Here is an 18,927-nt window from a genome sequence, read left to right on the forward strand (position 1 = left end):
AAAATTCATCCCTGGCGCCGGATGGTCAGCGCTTTTTCATCAGTGGCAGCATGCGCACCAGCGCATTGTCCTTGACGATATAGTGGTGGAACAGCGCGGCGGCGGTATGCAGGCCGATCAGCCAGTAGCCGAATGACGCCAGCGTTTTGTGCCAGCCGATAATCGCCCGCGCCTGCGGCCGATCGGCCACGTCGGCGAACGGCATCGGCAGGCCGAATAGATACCACTCTTTGCCCCCCAGATAGCGCGAATAGACCCCCAGCACCGGCAGCGTCAGCAGCAGCAGGTAGATCAGGGTGTGCGTCAGGTGCGCCAGGCCGGTTTGCCACTTCGGCGGTTTGGGCGCGATGGCGGGCGAGGGGTGGCGCCAGCGCAGGAACAGGCGGGCGATCATCAGCGCAAATACCGTTACGCCGCAGCTGAAGTGGGTGACAACCAGCACGTACCAAGGGGCGCTGCCCGGTTCGGCAAAGCCCCGCAGCTCGATGGTGACACAGGTGATGACCAGCAGGATCGCCACCAGCCAGTGCAGGCGAATTTGCCACGGCATGTAGGTGTTCTGCACCGGGTTACCTTTTGATGTTAAAGGGTCTGTACGTCGATGGTAACGAAATGTTACACCGGAGGAAAGCGCGTGCGCGCAATTTAGGCAAAACGCCAGGTTCAGCTCGCTTATTAAGCTATTGGTTTAGTGGGATATGCGTCTGGTGATAGGTGAGCGCCGTAAGTTATGAAGCTAATAATGATAGGTTCAGAGGCTGGCAGCTTATTAAGCGATGAAGCGGGTTGCGCCGCAGTCCGCGCTGCGGCGCCTAAGATCAGTTCAATTTGGCCTTGGCGAAATCGCTGCCGTTCACGTCCACCACATAGCCGCTCAGGTTGCTGCGGGTGGCGTAGAACACTTTGCCGGTGGCCAGCGGCAGCCACGGCGCCTGTTTGGCGAAGATCACCTGCGCCTGTTGATACAGCTTGGCGCGCGCCTGCGGCTGGTTCTCCTGGATCGCCTGCTGGATCAGCCGGTCATAATCCTTATCGCACCAGCGTGCCACGTTGGCGCCGCTCTGCACGCCGGCGCAGCCGAGCAGGGTGGCGAAGTTGTCCGGATCGCCATTGTCCGACACCCAGCCGTACAGCGCGCTCTGTTGCTCGCCTTTGCGCAGCCCGGCCAGATACTGCCCCCACTCCCAGGTGACGATCTTGGCCTTCACGCCCACCTTCGCCCAGTCGCTCTGGATCATCTCGGCGATGCGCTTGGAGTTCGGGTTGTAAGGGCGCTGTACCGGCATCGACCAGATGTCGGTTTCAAAGCCCTGTTCCAGCCCGGCCTGCTTCAGCAGCTCGCGCGCCTTCTGCGGATCGTAGGCGTACTCCGGCAGTTTGTCGTTGTAGCCCAGCATGCCCGGCGGCAGCAGTGAATTGGCCGGCGTGCCGCTGTCTTTGAACACCGCGGCGACGATCGCTTTCTTGTCTACCGCGTAGCTCAACGCTTGGCGCACCAGCAGGTTGTCGAACGGTTTTTTCTGGGTGTTGAACGCCAGATAGCCGACGTTCAGCCCGGTAATGTCGTGCAGCTGCAGGTTGCCGTCGGCCTTGATGGCGGCGAACTGTTCCGGCAGCGGCGCGGGGATGATCTGGCATTCGTTGGTTTTCAGCTTGGCCAGCCGGGTTTGCGGATCCGGCGTGATGGAGAAGATGAGGTGCTTGCTGGCCACTTCGCCCTGCCAGTAGTGCGGATTGGCGATGTAGCGGATCAGCGAATCCTGTTTGTACTGCTGCAGCGCAAACGGCCCGGTGCCGATCGGCCAGTTGTCGACGTATTCCGGCGTGCCCTTTTTCAGCATGGCGTCGGCGTATTCGGCGGACAGGATCGAGGCGAAATCCATCGCCCAGTCAGCGACGAAGGCGGCGTTGGGCTGGCTCAGCGTGAAGCGCACGTGATGCTCGTCCACCGCTTCCACCTTGGTGATCAGCTTATCCAGGCCCATGTCGGTGAAGTATTCATAGTTGCCGCCGGAGACCTTGTGATAAGGGTTAGCGGGATCCTTCTGCCGCATCACGGTGAACACCACGTCTTCGGCGTTGAAGTCGCGTGTCGGGGTGAAGTATTTGTTGCTGTTGAATTTCACGCCCTGGCGCAGGGTAAAGGTATAGGTCTTGCCGTCCGGGCTGACGCTCCACTCGGTGGCCAGCGACGGGGCCGGGGTTTTATCGCTTTCACGCAGCGTCACCAAGCGGTTGTACAGCACCTGCGAGGTGGCGATAAAGGTCGGCCCGGAGCTGGAGAGCTGCGGGTTGAACGATTCCGGCGAGGCGACGGTGCAGTACACCAGCGCATCGGAAGCGGCCAGCGCGCCGCCCGCCGACAGCAGGCCGCAGCCGGCCAGCACCAATCCGGCGATAGGGTGTTTTAAAAACGTCAAGGCAAGATCCTCAGGTGGAGTGGGCCGTTACCGGCGAATTGATCTAACTATAGATAACGGATGGCGAGACGGGGAACAAGCGTCTCACCTGCGCATTCTGTGCGCCCCGCGTTGCCTGCCGCCGCAGCGCAGATCTACACTGCGGGACAATCAGTCACTCGCAAGGATTTCCCGATGAGCCACTTTCGTCCTGTCGCCCTCGAACACGCCAGCCGCCTGCTGAACCACGGCCCGACGGTATTGATCACCAGCCGCAGCCACGACGGCGCCAAACGCAACGTGATGGCCGCCGCCTGGTCGATGCCGGTGGAGTTCAGCCCGCCGCGCATCGCCATTGTGGTGGACAAAGGGGCGCACAGCCGGCAAATGATCGAGGAGAGCGGCGCATTCGGCATTTGCGTGCCGGCGGCCATGTTCATCGACGCCACCTACGCGGTTGGCAGCGTGTCCGGGCTGGATGAAGACAAGTTTGCCCGCTTTCACATCGCCGCAGCGCCGAGCGCCACGCTGCAGGTGCCGCTGATCGAACAGGGTTGCGTGGCGTGGCTGGAGTGCCGCTTATTGCCGGAAAGCGGCGCACAGGAAAAATACGACACCTGCTTCGGCGAGGTGTTGAGCGCGGCGGCGGACGAGCGGGTGTTCCAGCAAGGGCGCTGGAACTTCACCGCCGCCAATGCGGATCTGCACACCATTCATCATCTGGGGGCCGGCAACTTCGTGCGCAGCGGCGAGACGCTGCGGGCCAAACCGCTTTAATCGGCCTCGCGCCCGCGGTCGGCATCATAGCGCTCGCGGGCGGCGTCCAGCTCGGGGAAATGGTATTCCGCCCATCGGTCCAGCGCCGCCAGCGTCTCGACCAGCGAGCAGGCGACGGCGCTGAGCCGGTATTCCACATGCGCCTGATTCTTTTCACTTAAATCTAGCCGTTCGAGCAGCCCGTTGCGTTCCAGCTGGCGCAGCGTTTGCGTCAGCACCTTCTGCGAAATGCCGTCGATGCGGCGCAGCAGCTCGCCGTTGCGCATCGGGCGCTGCGCCAGCGCAGGCAGGATCAGCATCACCCACTTGCCGGAAATCAGCGCCAGCGCATCGCGTGCGGAACACTTGCTCGAATAGACGTCGCCGGGATAAGCCATTGGGGGTTACCTTCAGGTGCGTAATTGCCAAGGGGACGATAAAGCCACAGCATAACAGCACCACCTTACAACGGGAGACACAGGATGAACGTGCTGATTGTGCTGGCTCACCCCGAGCCGCATTCTTTCAATGCCCATTTGGCCGAACAGGCGCGGCAGGCCTGGCTGGCGCAGGGGCATCAGGTGAAAACGGTCGATCTGTATCAGGAGGGGTTTGATCCGTGCGAGGGCGCCGGCCATTACCCCAGCAGAAAGCAGGTGGACCGGTTCGATGCGATGCAGGAGCAGCGCCATCACTGGACGATCCAGGCGCTGCCGGCGGAGATCCGGCGGCATATCGAGCTGTTGCGCTGGGCGGATACGCTGGTGCTGCAGTTCCCTTTCTGGTGGTTCGGCGCGCCGGCCATCATCAAGGGCTGGATGGATCGGGTGTTCGTTTACGGCGGGATCTACGACAGCCGCCACCGCCATGAGAACGGCGTGATGTGCGGTAAGCGGGCGCTGCTGACCGTGACCGCCGGCGCTTCCGCACAGGCCTGCGCGCCGAACGGGCGCGACGGCGATATGCGGCTGATGCTGTGGCCAATCATGCATGCGCTGCACTATATCGGCTTTAGCGTGCTGGAGCCGTTCCTGGTCTATGGCGTGCGCGGCGGGTTGGCGGGCGAAGCTCTGCAGGCGCAAAATGCCGCTTTGGCACAGGTGACACAGACGTACCGGGACGGTTTGAACGCGTTTTCCACCTGGCCGGCGGTGCCGTTCAATCGCAATGAAGATTTTGACGCCGATCTGGCGTTGAAGCCCGGCGCGCCGGTCTACAGTCCGTTCGTGCGGCACCGCGATCCGGATTAGAACCCAGCCTTCAGCAGTTCCTCGCGCAAATCGTCGATAATCGCCGGTTCGATGTCGGGGAACTGTTGCTGAATATCGGCGATGGCTTCGGCCACGCTGGGGCCGGCGAAAGTGCCGGAGAAGGGCAGCAGCGGCAGATTGGCGTCGCTGTCCGGCAGTTCGCCGCGGATGGTGCCGGTGATCATGCCCGCTTTTTTTTCCGCCGTGAGGTCGTACTCCCCCACGTTTTTGTCGATCGGTTTCATTGGCCGCCTCGCTGTCGGTGAGTGTTTACCCTGTTCTGTTAAAGCATAGTGTTTCAGGCAATGAATACCAATCAGTGTATATAATATTAATATAAAACAATGTGATGCGTTTTTTGTCGTTTGACGTTTGCCGGGTGGCGGCGCTATGCTCGTGGCGCTAAAGGAACCTTCCTCACTGACAGGGACAGACGACATGAAAAGACTGAAAAGCGCGGCGCTGTTGTTGCCGCTGTTGGCGCTCAGCGCCTGCACCCATCACCTCAGCAGTGCCGAGCAGCATGCCAAACACTACGTTTATCAAACTCGCGACGATTTTGATCCGCAATTCCGCACCGATGTGAACGGCAGTATTAAGAACGCCGTGCCGATGTTCGAACAGTTCTACCAACTGGGGAAAAAGGATCGCGCGGCAGGCGTGGCGCGCAGCGAGGCGCAGAAAAAGGCCGATTACCTGGCCAGCGCGGAGTTCCAGCAGAACATGGAACACAAAACCATTTTCATTAATCGCGCCTACAGCAGTGCCGACAATCCTAAGCGCCGCCAGGTGCTCTCACAGGAAGCGGTAGGTGCGTACTGGGACGGTTACGAAGGTCGCTGAACATAATCCCTCACAAATAGAAGGTAATAAAAACTGGTCTTCTGGCGGTTATTTGATTATAAAAACCGCCGCTAAGGACGATGTTCATAGATGAAACCAGGAGTGTTTATGTTGGCAAAAGTTAAGCGTTCGTTCGCCGCCGCCGTCGTATTGATGTTGGCGCTGCCTGCGGTTCAGGCCGCGGATTACCGTGCGGGCGAGCAATACACCCGGCTGGATAAGCCGGTGGCCGCCGCGCCGGCGGTGGTGGAGTTCTTCTCCTTCTACTGCGGCCCTTGCTATCAGTTCGCCGATACCTATCGCGTAGGCAGTACCGTGGCGCAGGCGCTGCCCGCCGGTGAGAAAGTCACCAAATATCACGTCAGCCTGATGGGCAAACTGGGCAATGAGCTGACCGAAGCCTGGGCGGTGGCGACGGTGCTGGGCGTGGAAGACAAGATTGAAGGGGCGATGTTCGACGCGGTGCAGAAACAGCGCGCCGTCAACGGCGCCGACGATATTCAGCGGGTGTTTACGGCGGCCGGCATCGATGCCGCTACCTATGAAAACGCGCGCCACAGCCTGCTGGTCAAAGGATTGATCGCCAAGCAGAACGAAGCGGTGAAAGCATTCGAGGTGCGCGGCACCCCGTCGTTCTACGTGGCCGGCAAATACAAGATAGACAATGCCGGCATGGCCAGCACCAGCGTTGAAGGCTACGCCAAAGAGTACGCGGCGGTGGTGCGTTACCTGTTGGACAAACAGCCGTAAACCGGGTCGTCAGGGCCCGGTGCTAGCCGCCGGGTCTATTTCGCCGCGGGTAAATCCAGCGCCTGGCGCAGCTCGTCGCGTGCTTGCCGGTACTGCTGCTGGAAATCCTGCTGCTGTGAAAGCTGCTGGCTGATCACGCTGCCGGCGATGCGGCCCATCTCGATATCGGAAGGGTAGTGGATCCCCGCCACCACCCGGTTGTCGCCGTATTGCCAGGCGCGCGTCATGATGGCGGCACGCTTCTCCGGCACCATATTGGCCAGGGTGATGCCCATCAGCGTGCCCAGCGTGGTGTGGCCGGAAGGCCAGGAGCCGGAGCTGGAGCGCTTGACGATCGGCTCGATGCGGCTGTCCAGCATATGCGGGCGCGGGCGCTTCCAGAAATCTTTCGCCGGATCGACCACCGCCGCTTCGGTTGCGACGATGCGATCGAAGAAGGCGCTCACGGCCGGCAACGCTTCGGCGTTGAACTTCGGCCCCATCACGTTGCTGTATACCCAGACGTTCTCTTCCGCATCCGCCTTAGCCTGGCTGGCCATTTCCGGCGTGCGTTTCTGCTGCATGTCGAGCACTTCCCGCAGTTCGCGCTGGGTCTGCGCCGAGTCGTTGGCCGGCGGCGGCGGCAGGATGTGGGTCAGATCCACCTGCTGCGCGGTGGTGAACGGTTGGGCTTCCTCTGCCGCCTGCGCATGGAACGCGGCCAGGGCGCTGGTGGTAAACAAACACAGCGCTAAAATGGATTTCTGCAACGATTTCATCGGGTCATGTCCAGGGAGTCAACGTGAAGGGGGAACAGCCTGTATTTTTGGCGAGGCCTGTGACGATGAGATGACGGTTTCGTGGCGGATTGATGACGTGCGCCCGATGATCTGTGATCGCGGCGCCAAATCCCCCGCTCGCCATTGATTGTGTGTTAACGGATTGTTATGGTGTTTTTCTGTTCAACGGCGCAGCACCGCTGCTGTTTGAAGGGAGAGATCATGACGGCATTGGCAACGCTCCGGGACGTCGGCTTCGAAGAGTGGCTGGGGAAAATCAACACCGCCTGCGGCCGATTCTGCGCGAAAACGTTGGGGCCCGGCTTCAGCGGGGCGATGCAGGAGTTTCGTGCCCATGCCCTGCGCCTGAGCGTGGTCGATGTGTCCCAGGCCCGGCTGTACCGTACGCCGCGTGAAATTGCCCGCAGCGACGGTGCGCACTTTTTCACCGTCATCCAGCTGCGCGGCAGCGCATTGATGGAGCAGGGCGATCGCCAAACGGTGCTCTCTCCCGGCGACATGACGCTGATCGATGCCTCACAGCCCAGCAGTTTCACTTTCCAGCGCGATTCGCGCCAAATCTCCCTGTTGTTGCCGCGCGGCTGCCTGCCGCTGCCGCCGCCTTGCGCTCAGCGTCTGGGAGCCGAGCTCAGCGCGGTGCGCCTCAGCCGCCAGCTGGTGCTGAGCAGCATGCAGGATCCTCAGCTTGCCGCGGCGGAAAGCGAGGCGGTGCTGAATGCGCTGGCGGCGCTGCTGCGTCCGGCGTTGGCGCTCGAGCAGGCGCGGCCGGAGGGGCAGCAACCGGTCTTTGACAAGGCGCTGGCATTGATCGACAGGCATATTCAGTCGGCGCAGCTGCGCCCTGAGTGGGTGGCGGCCGAGTTGGGGGTGTCGTTACGCAGCCTGTATCGGATGTTCGCCCGTCAGGGGCTGGTGGTGGCGCAGTACATCAGGAACCGCAGGCTGGATCTGTGCGCGCAGGCGCTGCGCAGCGCCGCCGGGCAGGAAAAACTGGCCGGCGTCGGCCTCGACTGGGGTTTCACCGATCACAGCCATTTCTCGACCGCTTTCAAGCAGCGTTTCGGCATGTCGCCGAGCGAATACCGTCGTCAGTATCAGTAAATCAGGGCGCGGGCCAGGCCCGCGCCGCTTCACTCAATAGCGGATGCAGACCGATTTCGATTCGGTGTAAGCGTCCAGCCAATCCGGGCCGAAATCACGGCCGCTGCCCGACTGTTTGAACCCGCCGAACGGCATGTTCGGGTCGATCAGCGTATGGGTGTTGACCCACACGGTGCCGGCCTGAATGCGCGGCGTCAGCGCCATCGCCTGCTGCAGGCTGGTGGTCCACAGGCTGGCGGTCAGCCCGAAGTCGGTGTCGTTGGCCTTGCTCAAGGCCTCTTCGGCGCTCGCCACCCGAATCAGGTTGACCACCGGGCCGAACACTTCCTCGCGCGTCAGGTTCAGCCGATCGTCCGGGTTGATCACCAGGGTCGGCGGAATGTAGAAGCCGTTGGCGTCCGGCCCGGCCGCGCCGCCGATAAGCTCAGCGTTTTTCGCCCGGGCGTCGTCCAGGTAGGCCGCCACCTTGTTGCGGTGCGCGAGCGACACCAGCGGGTTGATTTGCGCGCCGGTATCCATCCCCGGCCCGACCGACAGCGATTTCACCGCCTGTTCGAATCCGGCCACCAACCGATCATAAATCGGCGCTTCAATATAAATTCGCGAGCTGGCGGCGCATACCTGCCCCTGATTGAGGAAGCTGCCAAGCATCAGGCCTTCGATCACCTGCTGCGGATCGGCATCTTTCAGCACGATGGCCGGGTTTTTGCCGCCCAGCTCCAGCGTCACGCGGGTCAGGCGATCCGCCGCCGAGCGCGCGATGCTTTTGCCCACCGGGGTGGAGCCGGTAAAGCTGACTTTGGCGATCAGTGGATGTTCGGTCAGCGCTTTGCCGCACACGGTGCCGCGGCCGGTGACCACGTTGAACACGCCCGGCGGCACGCCGGCTTCGCTCGCCAGCTCGGCGATGCGCAGCAGGGTGAGCGGGGTGGTTTCCGACGGCTTGATGACGATGGAGCAGCCCGCGGCCAGCGCCGGCATCACTTTCCACATGCCGATCATCAGCGGGAAGTTCCAGGGCACGATGCCGGCGACCACGCCGATCGGCTCTTTACGGGTATAAACCTGATATTTGGCGCCCGGCGGCATCGGAATAGAGGCGTCCAGCGTTTGACCGGTGATTTTTGTCGCCAGCCCGGCGGTGTAACGCATCCAGTTCAGGGTGCTGCCGACTTCGAAAGCGCGGGCGATGTTGATGGATTTGCCCTGCTCCAGGGTTTCGAGCTGCGCCAGCTCTTCGGCGTGCTGCTCCACCAGATCGGCGAAGCGCAGCAGGATACGCTCGCGCTCGACCGGCAGACGCTGCGCCCAGACGCCTTCACTGAAGGCTTTGTGGGCGGACTGCACCGCCAGTGCGACGTCGTGTTCATTGGCGTCGGCGGTGGTGGCGATCTGCTGCCCATTGGCGGGGTTATACACCGCCAGGCGGCCTTCCGCGGCGGACGCGCGCCACTGGCCGTCGATATACAGCCCATGCTGACGATCGAGAAAACGCGATACGCTATCCAGCACGGCTACGGTATTGTCAGACATACATCCTCCGATCAGGCTCATCAGGTTATCGTTAACCCTGCAAGTCTAGATCAGCGGGAAAGCGGCGGCTTTGGTCTGCCTGACATTCGGTTTGTCCTGCGTGTCATTTTGCCGTGACGGAAGGGTAAACCGCGGCCGGCGGGCGCCGGCCGGGAGGGATCACGAGCTCAGGGTCGCCAGACGGGTGGCGAAGCCGAGGAACAGCAGGCCGATGAGGCCGTTGCCGAGCTTCGCCAGGCCTTTCTTGTGATTGAAGAAATGCGCCAGCATCGCGCCGGAGAAGATCAGCGTGCTCATGTAGATAAAGCTGACGGCTTCGAGGATCAGCGCCAAAATGGTGAACGACAGCCCGGTGTGCGCATAGTTGAAATCGATGAACTGCACGAAGAACGACACGTAAAACAGGATCGCCTTCGGGTTGGTCAGGCTCAGCGTCAGCGATTTTCGCAGAATGCTGTGGCCGCCCTCAATCTGCTGCTGTTGCGCCTGCGCCTTCTGCACGAAGGTGGCGTAGAGGATTTTTGCGCCGAGGAACAGCAGGTAAATTGCGCCGAGAAAACGCACCAGGGTAAACAGGAACGGCGTGGTGCGGATCAGCGACGCCACGCCGATATAGGCGCAGAAGATCAGGATCGCATCGCCGATAAACACGCCCAGCGCGGCGGTATAGCCGGCGCGCACGCCGCGCGATATGCCGGTTTTCAGCACGTACAGCGTATTCGGCCCCGGCAGAATGATAATGAAGACCACCCCGGCCAAATAGGTCCATAAATTCAGGACGCCAAAACTCTCTAACACAATAACCTCTCCATGCGCGCAACTAACAGGCAAAAACACTGGCCACGCCCGTGGCCGGCCGCGATCCTAACGCTGTGCAACCGGGTTGGCAACGTAATAAACTTCATGTTGTTGGTTAAAAATTGTCGAAACATTGCTGAAAACGTCGGCGCCGAATTAAAAAGCAAGAGTCGGCGTGTTTCGCCAACGGCCCGTCACTATGCTGGTTAACATCGAAACCGCAGTGAGGAACGGATGATGAAAAACGTAATCGACAGCGCCGATCCGCGCTGGCTGGCGATCGTCAGCCGCGACAAGCACGCCGACGGCCGCTTTATCTACGCGGTGAAAACCACCGGCGTGTATTGCTCGCCTTCTTGCCCGTCACGTCAGCCGAATCGGCAAAACGTGGAGCTGTTCGACGATGCCGAACAGGCGGAAGCGGCGGGTTATCGGCCCTGCAAACGCTGCCGCCAGGGGCTGACGCCGTTGACGGAACAGCATGCGCGGCAGATAGCCGAGGCCTGCCGCTATATCGAACGGGCGGAGAAAGCGCCGTCGCTGCAGACGCTGGCGCGCCACGTCGGGTTGAGCCAATACCATTTCCACCGGCTGTTCAAAGCGATCACCGGCCTGACGCCGAAAGGCTACGCCGACGCGCAGCGCAGCCAACGCTTGCGCACCGGCCTTACGCAGCAGGAAACGGTGACCGACGCGATCTTCGACGCCGGCTATGGCGCCAACGGCCGCTTCTACCAACAAGCCAACGCCGCGCTGGGCATGACGCCGAAGGCCTACCGAGCCGGCGGCAAAGGCATGCGCATTCATTTCGCCGTCGGGCGCTGTTCGCTGGGCGAGATCCTGGCGGCGCAGAGCGAGGTGGGCATCTGCGCCATTCTGCTGGGGGACGATGCGCAGCAGCTGGTGCAGGATCTGCAGGACAAATTCCCCAACGCCGAGCTGATCGGCGGCGACGCGCAGTATGAAGCGCTGATGGCGCAGGTGGTGGGCCTGATTGAAGCGCCGGAGAACGGGTTGGCGCTGCCGCTGGATATTCGCGGCACCGCGTTTCAACAGCGGGTCTGGCGGGCGCTGCAGGCGATACCGGTCGGCGAAACCGTCAGCTATGCCGATATCGCTCGGCGCATCGGGGCGCCCAAAGCGGTGCGCGCGGTGGCCGGTGCCTGCGCCGCCAACGTGCTGGCGGTGGCGATCCCCTGTCACCGGGTGGTGCGCAACGACGGCGCCTTGTCCGGCTATCGCTGGGGCGTCGAGCGCAAGAAAGCCTTGCTGGAAAAAGAGGCGCAGCGATGAGCGGCGCGCTGGCGGCGCGGCTGGCCGACTTGGACTGGGCGGCCATCGAGCGCGAACTCGATGCGCAGGGTTGCGCGCGGTTGCCCAGCGTGCTCAGCCAAGAGCTGTGCCGCGAGCTGGCGGCGCTCTACCCGCAGGATGCGCACTTCCGCAGCCGCGTCGTGATGGAGAAGCACGGTTTTGGCCGCGGCGAGTACCGCTATTTCACCTATCCGCTGCCGTCGCCGGTGGCCGAAGCGCGCAGCCTGATGTATGCGCGGCTGGCGCCGGTGGCCAACCGTTGGAACGCCTTATTGGGCCTGGCGGTGCGTTATCCCGCCGACCATGAGGTTTACCTGGCCGAATGCCACCGGGCCGGCCAACGGCGGCCGACGCCGCTGCTGTTGCGTTACGAAGCGGGAGATTACAACTGCCTGCATCAGGATCTGTACGGCGAGCGGGTGTTTCCGCTGCAGGTGGCATTTTTGCTCTCCGCCCCCGAGCGGGATTTCACCGGCGGCGAATTCGTGCTGACTGAACAGCGGCCGCGGATGCAGAGCCGGCCGGAGGTGGTGCCGCTGCAGCAGGGCGACGCCGTGGTGTTCGCCGTGCATCATCGGCCGGTGGCGGGAGTGAAAGGCTACTATCGGGTCAATCTGCGCCACGGCGTCAGCCGGATACGCGCCGGCCAACGCCACACGCTGGGGGTGATCTTTCACGACGCGCTATAGCTTGCGCGCTAGCAGGGTGGCGAAGCGCAGCGAGATGCGGTTGCCGTTGGCGTCGGTCTTGTGCAGTTGGCCGACGTCCTCGTTGTATTTGAGGATCTCCCAGTCGCGATAATAATGCTTCAGCTCACCCGGGCTGAAGGTGAACGGGAACGGCAGCGGGCAGGGATAATCCTCGGTATCCATCGCCGCCACGATCAGGTTATGGCCGCCGCGCACGGTGCTGTCCTGCATGTTTTGCACGATAGGCGGGATCTGCTGCCGCTCGAGGAACATCATTACCACGGTGGACAGGATGAAGTCGTAGTCGCCGCTGAAGCGATGGGTATTGAGATCCTGCACCCCGGCACTCAGGCGGGTCAGCTGCTCGGCGTCGACGATCTGGTGGAGGCGGGCTATCGACGGCGCATGCTTGTCCCAGGCGGTGACGTCGAAACCTTTCAGATTGAGATAGAGCGAATTGCGCCCGCCGCCGCAGCCCAGATCCAGCGCCTTGCCCGGCGCGATGCGCGCCGCCGCTTCGATCACTTCGGAGTGGGTGCGCGTCAGTTCGTATTTCTTGTGGTAGTAATCTTCCGGCGTGCAGTAAAACGCCAGCCGGCAGGTCATGTCGTCCGAAAAGGAAACGATGCGATGCCACTGCTGCGGTGCGATAAACGGCGGCTGGCTTTCGGGGCTGAACTGCCAGGTCTCGGTGGTGGCGCCGTCTTCGGTCATCATGGCGAACGTCAGGTTCCCGCTCAGTACGGTGAGCTTCGCCCAGGTGCCGCTCTGGGTGTTGTGGCGCTGGCGGAAGGCCGCCGGCAGCGTGTCGCTGTTCCATTCTGGCAGGGTTTTATAGCAAAGCAGCTGCTGCTCCATAGGGGCCTCCTCTGGCTGGGCAAGCAAAGTGATTTATATGATGTATATAAAATACATCTTTATCGATCGTTTGAACATAGTGGCCTGACGGAAAGGCGCGGCGGTATCTTTATACTGGATTGTGCGCGGCGGCTGGGCTAATTTCAGTGCTGTTCATGTCATCACGTTCAGGGAAAAGATGCCGATACTTCGTTTATTCCACCCGACGCCCTTCCGTTGGCTAAGCCTGGCCGCGCTGCTGGCGCTGGCGGGCTGTACCAGCAAAACCACCACCACGGCACCGGCGGCGCGCCCCGCCGACGTCAAAGCCCGGCTGATGATGCTGATCCCGGCCAACGCCGGCGATCGGCAGGGCTGGGCTACCGATATTACCGCTGCCTTCGCCGCGCAGGGCATCGAGCCGAGCGATGAGAACCTGTGTTCGGTGCTGGCGGTGACCGAACAGGAGTCGACGTTCCAGGCTAACCCGCAGGTGCCGGGGCTGCCGAAGATCGCTTGGAAGGAGATCGACCGCCGCGCCGATCAGATGCACATCCCGAACTTTTTGGTGCACACCGCATTGAAGATTTCGTCGTCGAACGGCCAGAGCTACAGCGAGCGGCTGGATAAGGTGCGCACCGAGAAGGATCTGAGCGATATCTTCGATGACATGATCGACCGCGTGCCGATGGGGCAGAAGCTGTTCGGCCATTTAAATCCGGTACATACCGGCGGCCCGATGCAGGTGAGCATCGCCTTCGCCGAGGCGCACGCCAAAGGGTACCCTTATCCGGTCGACGGCTCGATTCGCCGCGAAGTTTTCAGCCGGCGCGGCGGTATGTACTTCGGCATTATGCATTTGCTGGGGTACCCGGCCGATTACAGCCGGCCGATTTACCGCTTCGCCGACTTCAACGCCGGCTGGTACGCCAGCCGCAACGCGGCGTTCCAAAACGCGGTCAGCCGGGCGAGCGCCATTCCGCTGGCGCTGGACGGCGATCTTATCGATTTCGGCAGCGACAAGCCCGGTTCGACCGAGCTGGCGGTGCGCACGCTCGGCAAGCGCCTGAACATGAGCGACAGCGCCATTCGCCGGGCGCTGGAGAAAGGCGACACGGCCGGCTTTGCCGACACCGAGCTGTATAAGAAGGTCTATGCGCTGGCGGGCGGCAAGCTGCCGCGTGAGATGCTGCCGGGTATCCAGTTGGAGAGCCCGAAAATCACCCGCAAGCTGACCACCGCCTGGTTCGCCAAGCGGGTGGACGAACGCCGCCAGCGCTGCATGGCGCGCGCCGGCGGGTAACGGCATAAAAAAACGCCGCCGGTTTCCTGAACCACCGGCGGCGCGATCGCGCATCAGGCGCTGCGACGCGGGTTGGTCAGGCCAAAGTTAAAGCTGTTGCAGCGGTTACAGAACTCTTTCATCACCGGCGGCGTGTCCATCATCGGCACTTTCACCTCGATAAACGCCAGCCGATCCTGCCGCGAGGCGTGTTCCAGGGCCATTTCCAGCTGTTGCGTGGTTTCCACCGCCACGCTGAACGGCTGCGCCTGGGTATTCAATACCGCCGGCAGTTTGGCGTAGTCCCACGGGCTGATGTCGTTGTAAGACGAGTTTTCGCCGAGGATATAGCGTTCAATGGTGTAGCCGTCGTTGTTGATCAGGAAGATGATCGGCTTTTGCTCGCAGCGCAGCAGGGTAGACACTTCCTGCGCGGTGAGCTGGAAGGAGCCGTCGCCGATGAACAGCAGGTGGCGGCGCTCCGGCGCCGCCATCAGGGTGCCGAGCAGCGCCGGCAGGGTATAACCGATCGAGCCCCAAATCGGTTGGTTGACCACCTTGACGCCCCCTGGCATGCGCATGCCGCCGATGGCCGCGCCTGAGGTGCCGTTTTCCACCACTACCACGTCATCCGCCTGGATGAAGCGTTGGATGCGTCGCCACAGATAGGCCTGGTCGATAGGCGCGTCGCTCGGCGTCGCCAGCTTCTCACGGGGATCGGCCAGCGGTGATAAACGCTGCGCCGGCGCGTCTTCGCTCAGATCCAGCAGTGCCTGCAGCAGATCCGCCGTCGCTACCGCTGGGTAGGAGGTGTTGTCCAGTTTCATCGAAAACGGCTGAATATCCACCTGAGCGGCGGCGGGAATTTGCTGCGAGAAATAGCCGGTGGTGGAGTCTACCAGACGTACGCCGAAGCTCAGCACGCAGTCCGAGTGGGCCATGTGTTCATACAGTTCGGGGCGCGACAGATTGCCGCTGTAGCCGCCCATCCAACCGGCGGTGTTTTCCGGGATAATGCATTTGGCGGTGGGCATATTGGTCAACGGAATGGCAAAACGATGAGCGACGGCGATAACCCGCTGCTGCAGCTGATAGCGATCCACCATTTGGTCGACCAACATGATTGGGCGCTGTGCGCGTTTGATTTTGGTTAACAGCGCCATCGCTGCTAATTGCACATTGTATTTATCGCTGGCCGGCAACTGCGGCGCCGCTGCGGCTGCGGTGATTTCAATTTCGACGTCGCAAATATCGGAAGGCAGCTGTAAATAGACCGGTTTCTTCTCTATCCAGGCGCGGGAAATAACGCGCGGAATTTCCTGCGCGGCATTTTCCGGCGTAATCAAGGCTTGAGCAACGGTGAATTGTTTAAAACAGTTCATGACGTTGTCGAAATTGCCGTCGCCCAGGGTATGGTGCAATAGCTGATGATTCTTCATCGCGTGCAGCGGCGGCGTGCCGGCAATGCAGATCACCGGCGAGGATTCGGCATAGGCACCGGCGATGCCGGACAGCGCGGCCAGATCGCCAACGCCGTAGGTGACGATCAGCGCGCCGGCGCCTTTCATGCGGGCGTAACCGTCTGCGGCGTAGGAGGCGTTCAATTCATTGCAGTTGCCGATAAACGCCAATCGGTCGTCGCTTTCCAGCAGCTCCAGCAGGCTGAGGTTATAGTCGCCGGGCACGCCGTAAATACGATCGACGTTCAGGGCGTGAAGCTGTTGCAGAATGAATGACCCGATAGTTATTTTCATTGATTGCTCCGGATTATTTATCTTTATTTTGTCAGGCGAAAATCAGCAAAAATAAATTGCTGGCGATGTTGTGTCGTTAGCATTAACAGTTATTTAAAGCGTCGACTTGTTCAAGATAGGGTTGGCAGCCGAAAAATGGGCGGTTTGTATTCGGCGCTTTACGCGATTGAGTAATACATAAAAAGTAGGGGTATTGCGTATTGGCGTGCGGCGGTATTTTTCCTTGATGGTATATCGACAGAAAAGCGGCGGCGCATTGGCATTTATCGTGATGCATGGCGAATCATCCGGTACTTTTGACGCCGCGTTAAATCCCATTGAGCGGCGTAACGCTTTTTGCCTGGGAAAGAAAAGCAGAACCTGGCGTAAAGGGGGATTTTGGTGATCCGACGCACGCTTATTTCATGAAATCACCTTGTAACCAATCAAAAACAAAAAATTAACAACGATCGTTTTTTGTCCGCCTTTTTTCGTCAGCTTTGCTTTACGGGCCTGCAGTGCGCGCCACGCCGGGCCGGCATTAAAATGTGCCGTCACGGCGTTAATATAACGTGGTGGTCATCACATTCCGTGGGAAGTGATACGTAAACTTTTCTCTACGTGCGCGCAGATGGCGTATACCTACCAGAGGGGCTGATGTCCCAACGGTGCTGGCCTGTGGGGGAAACTGCGATGAAAAACTATCGACATATTCTGGTACTGATTCATGATGAGCGCGATGGGCTGCCACTGCTGCGTCAAACGGCAGCGATGGTGCGCGGGCTGCCGATCGCCCTCACCGTTGGCCACCTTAACGCCGACTACGCCGAGCTGGAGTACGGCAGCGATGCGCGGGTCAAAGACCGCCAGGCGCAGGAGGTGATCGCCGCCAAGGCGATGCTGAGCCGGCTGGTGAGCGCCGTCGATGCGCCGGTCGCGGTCAAGGAGATCGTCACCATTCGGCGCTTTAAGGACGTGAGCGATTTCATTCACCGGGCCGGCATCGATCTGGTGGTGGTCGGGCACCAAAATCGCCTGTTCGGCCTCTATTCCTCATATTCCCTGGAGTTTGTGAACCGTCTCGATGTCGATGTGTTGGTCAAGCACCTTGCCCGCGAGTAGCATGCGACAAAGCGGACTTTTCCCACGGCTTTGCCGCCCTAAAGGCGATACCATGCGGATATCGGTACAGTTTGTTATGAATTATTGGCAATTTTCCGGTGCTAAGCTTAACCAAAGCACAACGGACGTTGGATAAATTAGATACAGCTTGATCTTGCCTGGGCTATCGGTAAAAATCTGCGGCCGTATTTTTACAGGAGCTTTACGATGTTTCTCAAACGGACTCTTTTGGCATGTTCTCTGGCGTTGATATTTCCTGCACTGCCTTCTTACGCTGAGGTTGGTACAGAAAGTGGCAATACCGCGCAGGCTGAAAAACCGGGTCTATGGCAGCGTTTTACCGATAACGTGGCGGAGACCTGGAACAACTCGCCTAACCACGATCTCTATATTCCGGCCATCACCTGGCACAACCGTTGGACTTACGATGATGAACATATCGATAAGTACAACGAGCGCCCGTGGGGGGCCGGTTACGGTATCTCCCGCTACGACAGCGACGGTGACTGGCACGGCATCTACATCATGGCGTTCAAGGATTCCTTCAACAAGTGGGAGCCGATCGGCGGCTACGCCTACGAGAAGATCTGGCGCCCGCTGGATGACAAGGATTTCCGCCTGGGGCTGGGCTTCACCGCCAGCGTCACCGCGCGTGACAACTGGAAATACATTCCTATCCCGGCACCGCTGCCGCTGGCCTCTATCGGCTATCAGCGGCTGACGTTCCAGGCGACCTACATTCCCGGCACCTATAACAACGGCAACGTGTTCTTCGCCTGGCTGCGCTGGCAGTTCTAAATTTCCTGAATTCCGAAAAACGGCGCGGCGGCGAGATAAAAGGAACTTGTCGCCGCCGGCGGCGTCGGAAGGGTATCCCGGCGCGCTGCGCCGATCGCATGCCGTTATTACAGGAGTTTTACCACTATGATCACCAAACATCGTTTACTGCTGGCCTTGGCGCTGTCCGCTACCCTGGCTAGCGGCGCCACTCAGGCTGCCGGGCTGATGGATTCCCTCAGCAGCGCGGCGGGCGAACTGAGCAAGTCGGGCGGCGACAGCAGCGGCGGCATGTCGCTCTCCTCGCTGACCGGCCTGTTGAACGGTGGCGACAAGGCGTTGAGCTCCAGCAGCATGACCAATGCCGCCGGTATCCTGCAGTACTGTGTGAAAAACAACGTGCTGTCGGCTAACGGTGCCGAAGGGGTGAAAGATCAGCTGCTCAGCAAGCTGGGCATCACCAGCACCGAAAACGCCAAGAGCCAGGATTATCAGCAGGGCCTGGGCGGCTTGCTGCAGACCGGCGAAGGCAAGAGCCTGGATCTGAACAGCCTGGGTACCTCGCAGATCACCGAGAAGGTGAAGCAAAAAGCTTGCGATCTGGTGCTGAAACAGGGCAAATCCTTTATTTCATGATGAACGAACGGCGGAGCGCTCCGCCGTTCTTTTTGCATAAGCTGGAAAAATGAAAAAAACGTTGATGCTTTCCCTGTTGGCAGGGATGACGATGTTGCAGGGGTGTTCCGTGAAATCCAACGATGCGCCGCCACCGCCGCAGGTGAAACCGATCGGCATGGCGAACCCGGCCGACGTGTATTGCACCCAAATCGGCGGCAAGCTGAATGCCAAAGAGAACGCGGCAGGCCAGTATTCCACCTGTACCTTGCCGAGTGGGCAGGAAATTGAAAGTTGGGAACTGTTCCGCCGCGATCACCCGGTGAAAAAGTAACCCTCGCGGCGCCGG

Annotated in this window: 21 protein-coding genes; 12 read left to right on the top strand and 9 right to left on the bottom strand. The window is 60.7% G+C overall.

Annotation, left to right across the window (positions count from 1 at the left end):
- Positions 1–25: 25 nt before the first annotated feature.
- Together cybB and ACJ8IL_RS15055 are read right to left on the bottom strand one after the other, a co-directional pair.
- Positions 26–550, bottom strand: coding sequence for a cytochrome b561 (gene cybB, locus ACJ8IL_RS15050; RefSeq protein ID WP_080271280.1), 525 nt, complete (start codon positions 548–550; stop codon positions 26–28).
- 268 nt (positions 551–818) lie between these two features.
- On the bottom strand, positions 819–2,420 hold the full coding sequence (locus tag ACJ8IL_RS15055; protein ID WP_025301682.1) for an ABC transporter substrate-binding protein: 1,602 nt from the start codon (positions 2,418–2,420) through the stop codon (positions 819–821).
- Positions 2,421–2,594: 174 nt separating this feature from the next.
- On the opposite strand from ACJ8IL_RS15055, the gene ACJ8IL_RS15060 reads away from it, so the two are divergent.
- Entirely contained in the window at positions 2,595–3,176 is a 582-nt protein-coding gene (locus ACJ8IL_RS15060; protein WP_043135548.1) for a flavin reductase family protein, read from the top strand.
- On the opposite strand, the gene ACJ8IL_RS15065 is transcribed toward ACJ8IL_RS15060, so the two are convergent.
- On the bottom strand, positions 3,173–3,553 hold the full coding sequence (locus ACJ8IL_RS15065) for a winged helix-turn-helix transcriptional regulator (protein WP_025301684.1): 381 nt from the start codon (positions 3,551–3,553) through the stop codon (positions 3,173–3,175). The two genes, ACJ8IL_RS15060 and ACJ8IL_RS15065, sit on opposite strands and share 4 nt — an antisense overlap.
- An 84-nt stretch (positions 3,554–3,637) precedes the next feature.
- Here ACJ8IL_RS15065 and ACJ8IL_RS15070 point away from each other — a divergent pair, with 84 nt between their 5' ends.
- A complete protein-coding gene (locus ACJ8IL_RS15070) occupies positions 3,638–4,405 on the top strand; it encodes an NAD(P)H-dependent oxidoreductase (RefSeq protein WP_049206240.1) in 768 nt (255 codons plus the stop codon).
- Here the strand turns inward: ACJ8IL_RS15070 and ACJ8IL_RS15075 are convergent.
- Complete coding sequence (locus ACJ8IL_RS15075; RefSeq protein ID WP_019454278.1) at positions 4,402–4,650, bottom strand: hypothetical protein; 249 nt, start codon at positions 4,648–4,650, stop codon at positions 4,402–4,404. The two genes, ACJ8IL_RS15070 and ACJ8IL_RS15075, sit on opposite strands and share 4 nt — an antisense overlap.
- A gap of 193 nt (positions 4,651–4,843) precedes the next feature.
- Between ACJ8IL_RS15075 and ACJ8IL_RS15080 the strand changes: the two genes are divergently transcribed.
- Positions 4,844–5,248: an Exc2 family lipoprotein gene (locus ACJ8IL_RS15080; protein WP_060447666.1), complete on the top strand. Its 405-nt coding sequence runs from the start codon at positions 4,844–4,846 to the stop codon at positions 5,246–5,248.
- A gap of 108 nt (positions 5,249–5,356) precedes the next feature.
- Positions 5,357–5,998 carry a DsbA family protein gene (locus ACJ8IL_RS15085; RefSeq protein WP_043135553.1) on the top strand — a complete coding sequence of 214 codons (642 nt, stop codon included), beginning with the start codon at positions 5,357–5,359 and terminating at the stop codon, positions 5,996–5,998.
- 35 nt (positions 5,999–6,033) lie between these two features.
- On the opposite strand, the gene ACJ8IL_RS15090 is transcribed toward ACJ8IL_RS15085, so the two are convergent.
- On the bottom strand, positions 6,034–6,756 hold the full coding sequence (locus tag ACJ8IL_RS15090; RefSeq protein ID WP_060447665.1) for an acid phosphatase: 723 nt from the start codon (positions 6,754–6,756) through the stop codon (positions 6,034–6,036).
- A gap of 222 nt (positions 6,757–6,978) precedes the next feature.
- On the opposite strand from ACJ8IL_RS15090, the gene feaR reads away from it, so the two are divergent.
- On the top strand, positions 6,979–7,878 hold the full coding sequence (gene feaR, locus ACJ8IL_RS15095; protein ID WP_261127942.1) for a transcriptional regulator FeaR: 900 nt from the start codon (positions 6,979–6,981) through the stop codon (positions 7,876–7,878).
- Between the two features lie 33 nt (positions 7,879–7,911).
- Here the strand turns inward: feaR and ACJ8IL_RS15100 are convergent, their stop codons facing one another.
- Both ACJ8IL_RS15100 and leuE read right to left on the bottom strand, forming a co-directional pair.
- The gene (locus ACJ8IL_RS15100) at positions 7,912–9,411 is read right to left on the bottom strand and encodes an aldehyde dehydrogenase family protein (RefSeq protein ID WP_442516642.1); all 1,500 of its coding nucleotides are present in this window, start codon (positions 9,409–9,411) and stop codon (positions 7,912–7,914) included.
- A gap of 159 nt (positions 9,412–9,570) precedes the next feature.
- Positions 9,571–10,209 carry a leucine efflux protein LeuE gene (leuE, locus tag ACJ8IL_RS15105; protein ID WP_004940625.1) on the bottom strand — a complete coding sequence of 213 codons (639 nt, stop codon included), beginning with the start codon at positions 10,207–10,209 and terminating at the stop codon, positions 9,571–9,573.
- A gap of 237 nt (positions 10,210–10,446) precedes the next feature.
- Between leuE and ada the strand changes: the two genes are divergently transcribed.
- Both ada and ACJ8IL_RS15115 read left to right on the top strand, forming a co-directional pair.
- Positions 10,447–11,502 carry a bifunctional DNA-binding transcriptional regulator/O6-methylguanine-DNA methyltransferase Ada gene (gene ada / locus ACJ8IL_RS15110; RefSeq protein ID WP_099817533.1) on the top strand — a complete coding sequence of 352 codons (1,056 nt, stop codon included), beginning with the start codon at positions 10,447–10,449 and terminating at the stop codon, positions 11,500–11,502.
- Positions 11,499–12,212, top strand: coding sequence for a 2OG-Fe(II) oxygenase (locus ACJ8IL_RS15115; RefSeq protein WP_147823613.1), 714 nt, complete (start codon positions 11,499–11,501; stop codon positions 12,210–12,212). Before ada ends, ACJ8IL_RS15115 begins: the two co-directional genes overlap by 4 nt.
- Here ACJ8IL_RS15115 and tehB read toward each other — a convergent pair.
- Positions 12,207–13,070: an SAM-dependent methyltransferase TehB gene (tehB, locus tag ACJ8IL_RS15120; protein WP_147823614.1), complete on the bottom strand. Its 864-nt coding sequence runs from the start codon at positions 13,068–13,070 to the stop codon at positions 12,207–12,209. The two genes, ACJ8IL_RS15115 and tehB, sit on opposite strands and share 6 nt — an antisense overlap.
- A gap of 178 nt (positions 13,071–13,248) precedes the next feature.
- On the opposite strand from tehB, the gene ACJ8IL_RS15125 reads away from it, so the two are divergent.
- Positions 13,249–14,352: a DUF1615 domain-containing protein gene (locus ACJ8IL_RS15125; protein ID WP_197770055.1), complete on the top strand. Its 1,104-nt coding sequence runs from the start codon at positions 13,249–13,251 to the stop codon at positions 14,350–14,352.
- A 53-nt stretch (positions 14,353–14,405) separates the two neighbouring features.
- Here the strand turns inward: ACJ8IL_RS15125 and ACJ8IL_RS15130 are convergent, their stop codons facing one another.
- Positions 14,406–16,085 (bottom strand): alpha-keto acid decarboxylase family protein, encoded by a 1,680-nt coding sequence (locus ACJ8IL_RS15130; RefSeq protein ID WP_060432528.1) that lies wholly within the window; start codon positions 16,083–16,085, stop codon positions 14,406–14,408.
- 672 nt (positions 16,086–16,757) lie between these two features.
- Here ACJ8IL_RS15130 and ACJ8IL_RS15135 point away from each other — a divergent pair.
- From ACJ8IL_RS15135 to ACJ8IL_RS15150, 4 genes are all read left to right on the top strand, one after another.
- On the top strand, positions 16,758–17,186 hold the full coding sequence (locus tag ACJ8IL_RS15135; RefSeq protein WP_060432529.1) for a hypothetical protein: 429 nt from the start codon (positions 16,758–16,760) through the stop codon (positions 17,184–17,186).
- Positions 17,187–17,393: 207 nt separating this feature from the next.
- Positions 17,394–17,984 carry a lipid IV(A) palmitoyltransferase PagP gene (gene pagP, locus ACJ8IL_RS15140; protein ID WP_025301698.1) on the top strand — a complete coding sequence of 197 codons (591 nt, stop codon included), beginning with the start codon at positions 17,394–17,396 and terminating at the stop codon, positions 17,982–17,984.
- A gap of 126 nt (positions 17,985–18,110) precedes the next feature.
- On the top strand, positions 18,111–18,599 hold the full coding sequence (locus ACJ8IL_RS15145; RefSeq protein ID WP_015376789.1) for a DUF2501 domain-containing protein: 489 nt from the start codon (positions 18,111–18,113) through the stop codon (positions 18,597–18,599).
- Positions 18,600–18,648: 49 nt separating this feature from the next.
- Positions 18,649–18,912, top strand: a complete 264-nt coding sequence (locus tag ACJ8IL_RS15150; protein WP_004940597.1) for a putative hemolysin — start codon at positions 18,649–18,651, stop codon at positions 18,910–18,912.
- Positions 18,913–18,927 lie beyond the last annotated feature (15 nt).

The sequence above is a fragment of the Serratia sp. CY47444 genome (assembly GCF_052168635.1).
Classification (GTDB): Bacteria; Pseudomonadota; Gammaproteobacteria; order Enterobacterales; family Enterobacteriaceae; genus Serratia; species Serratia bockelmannii.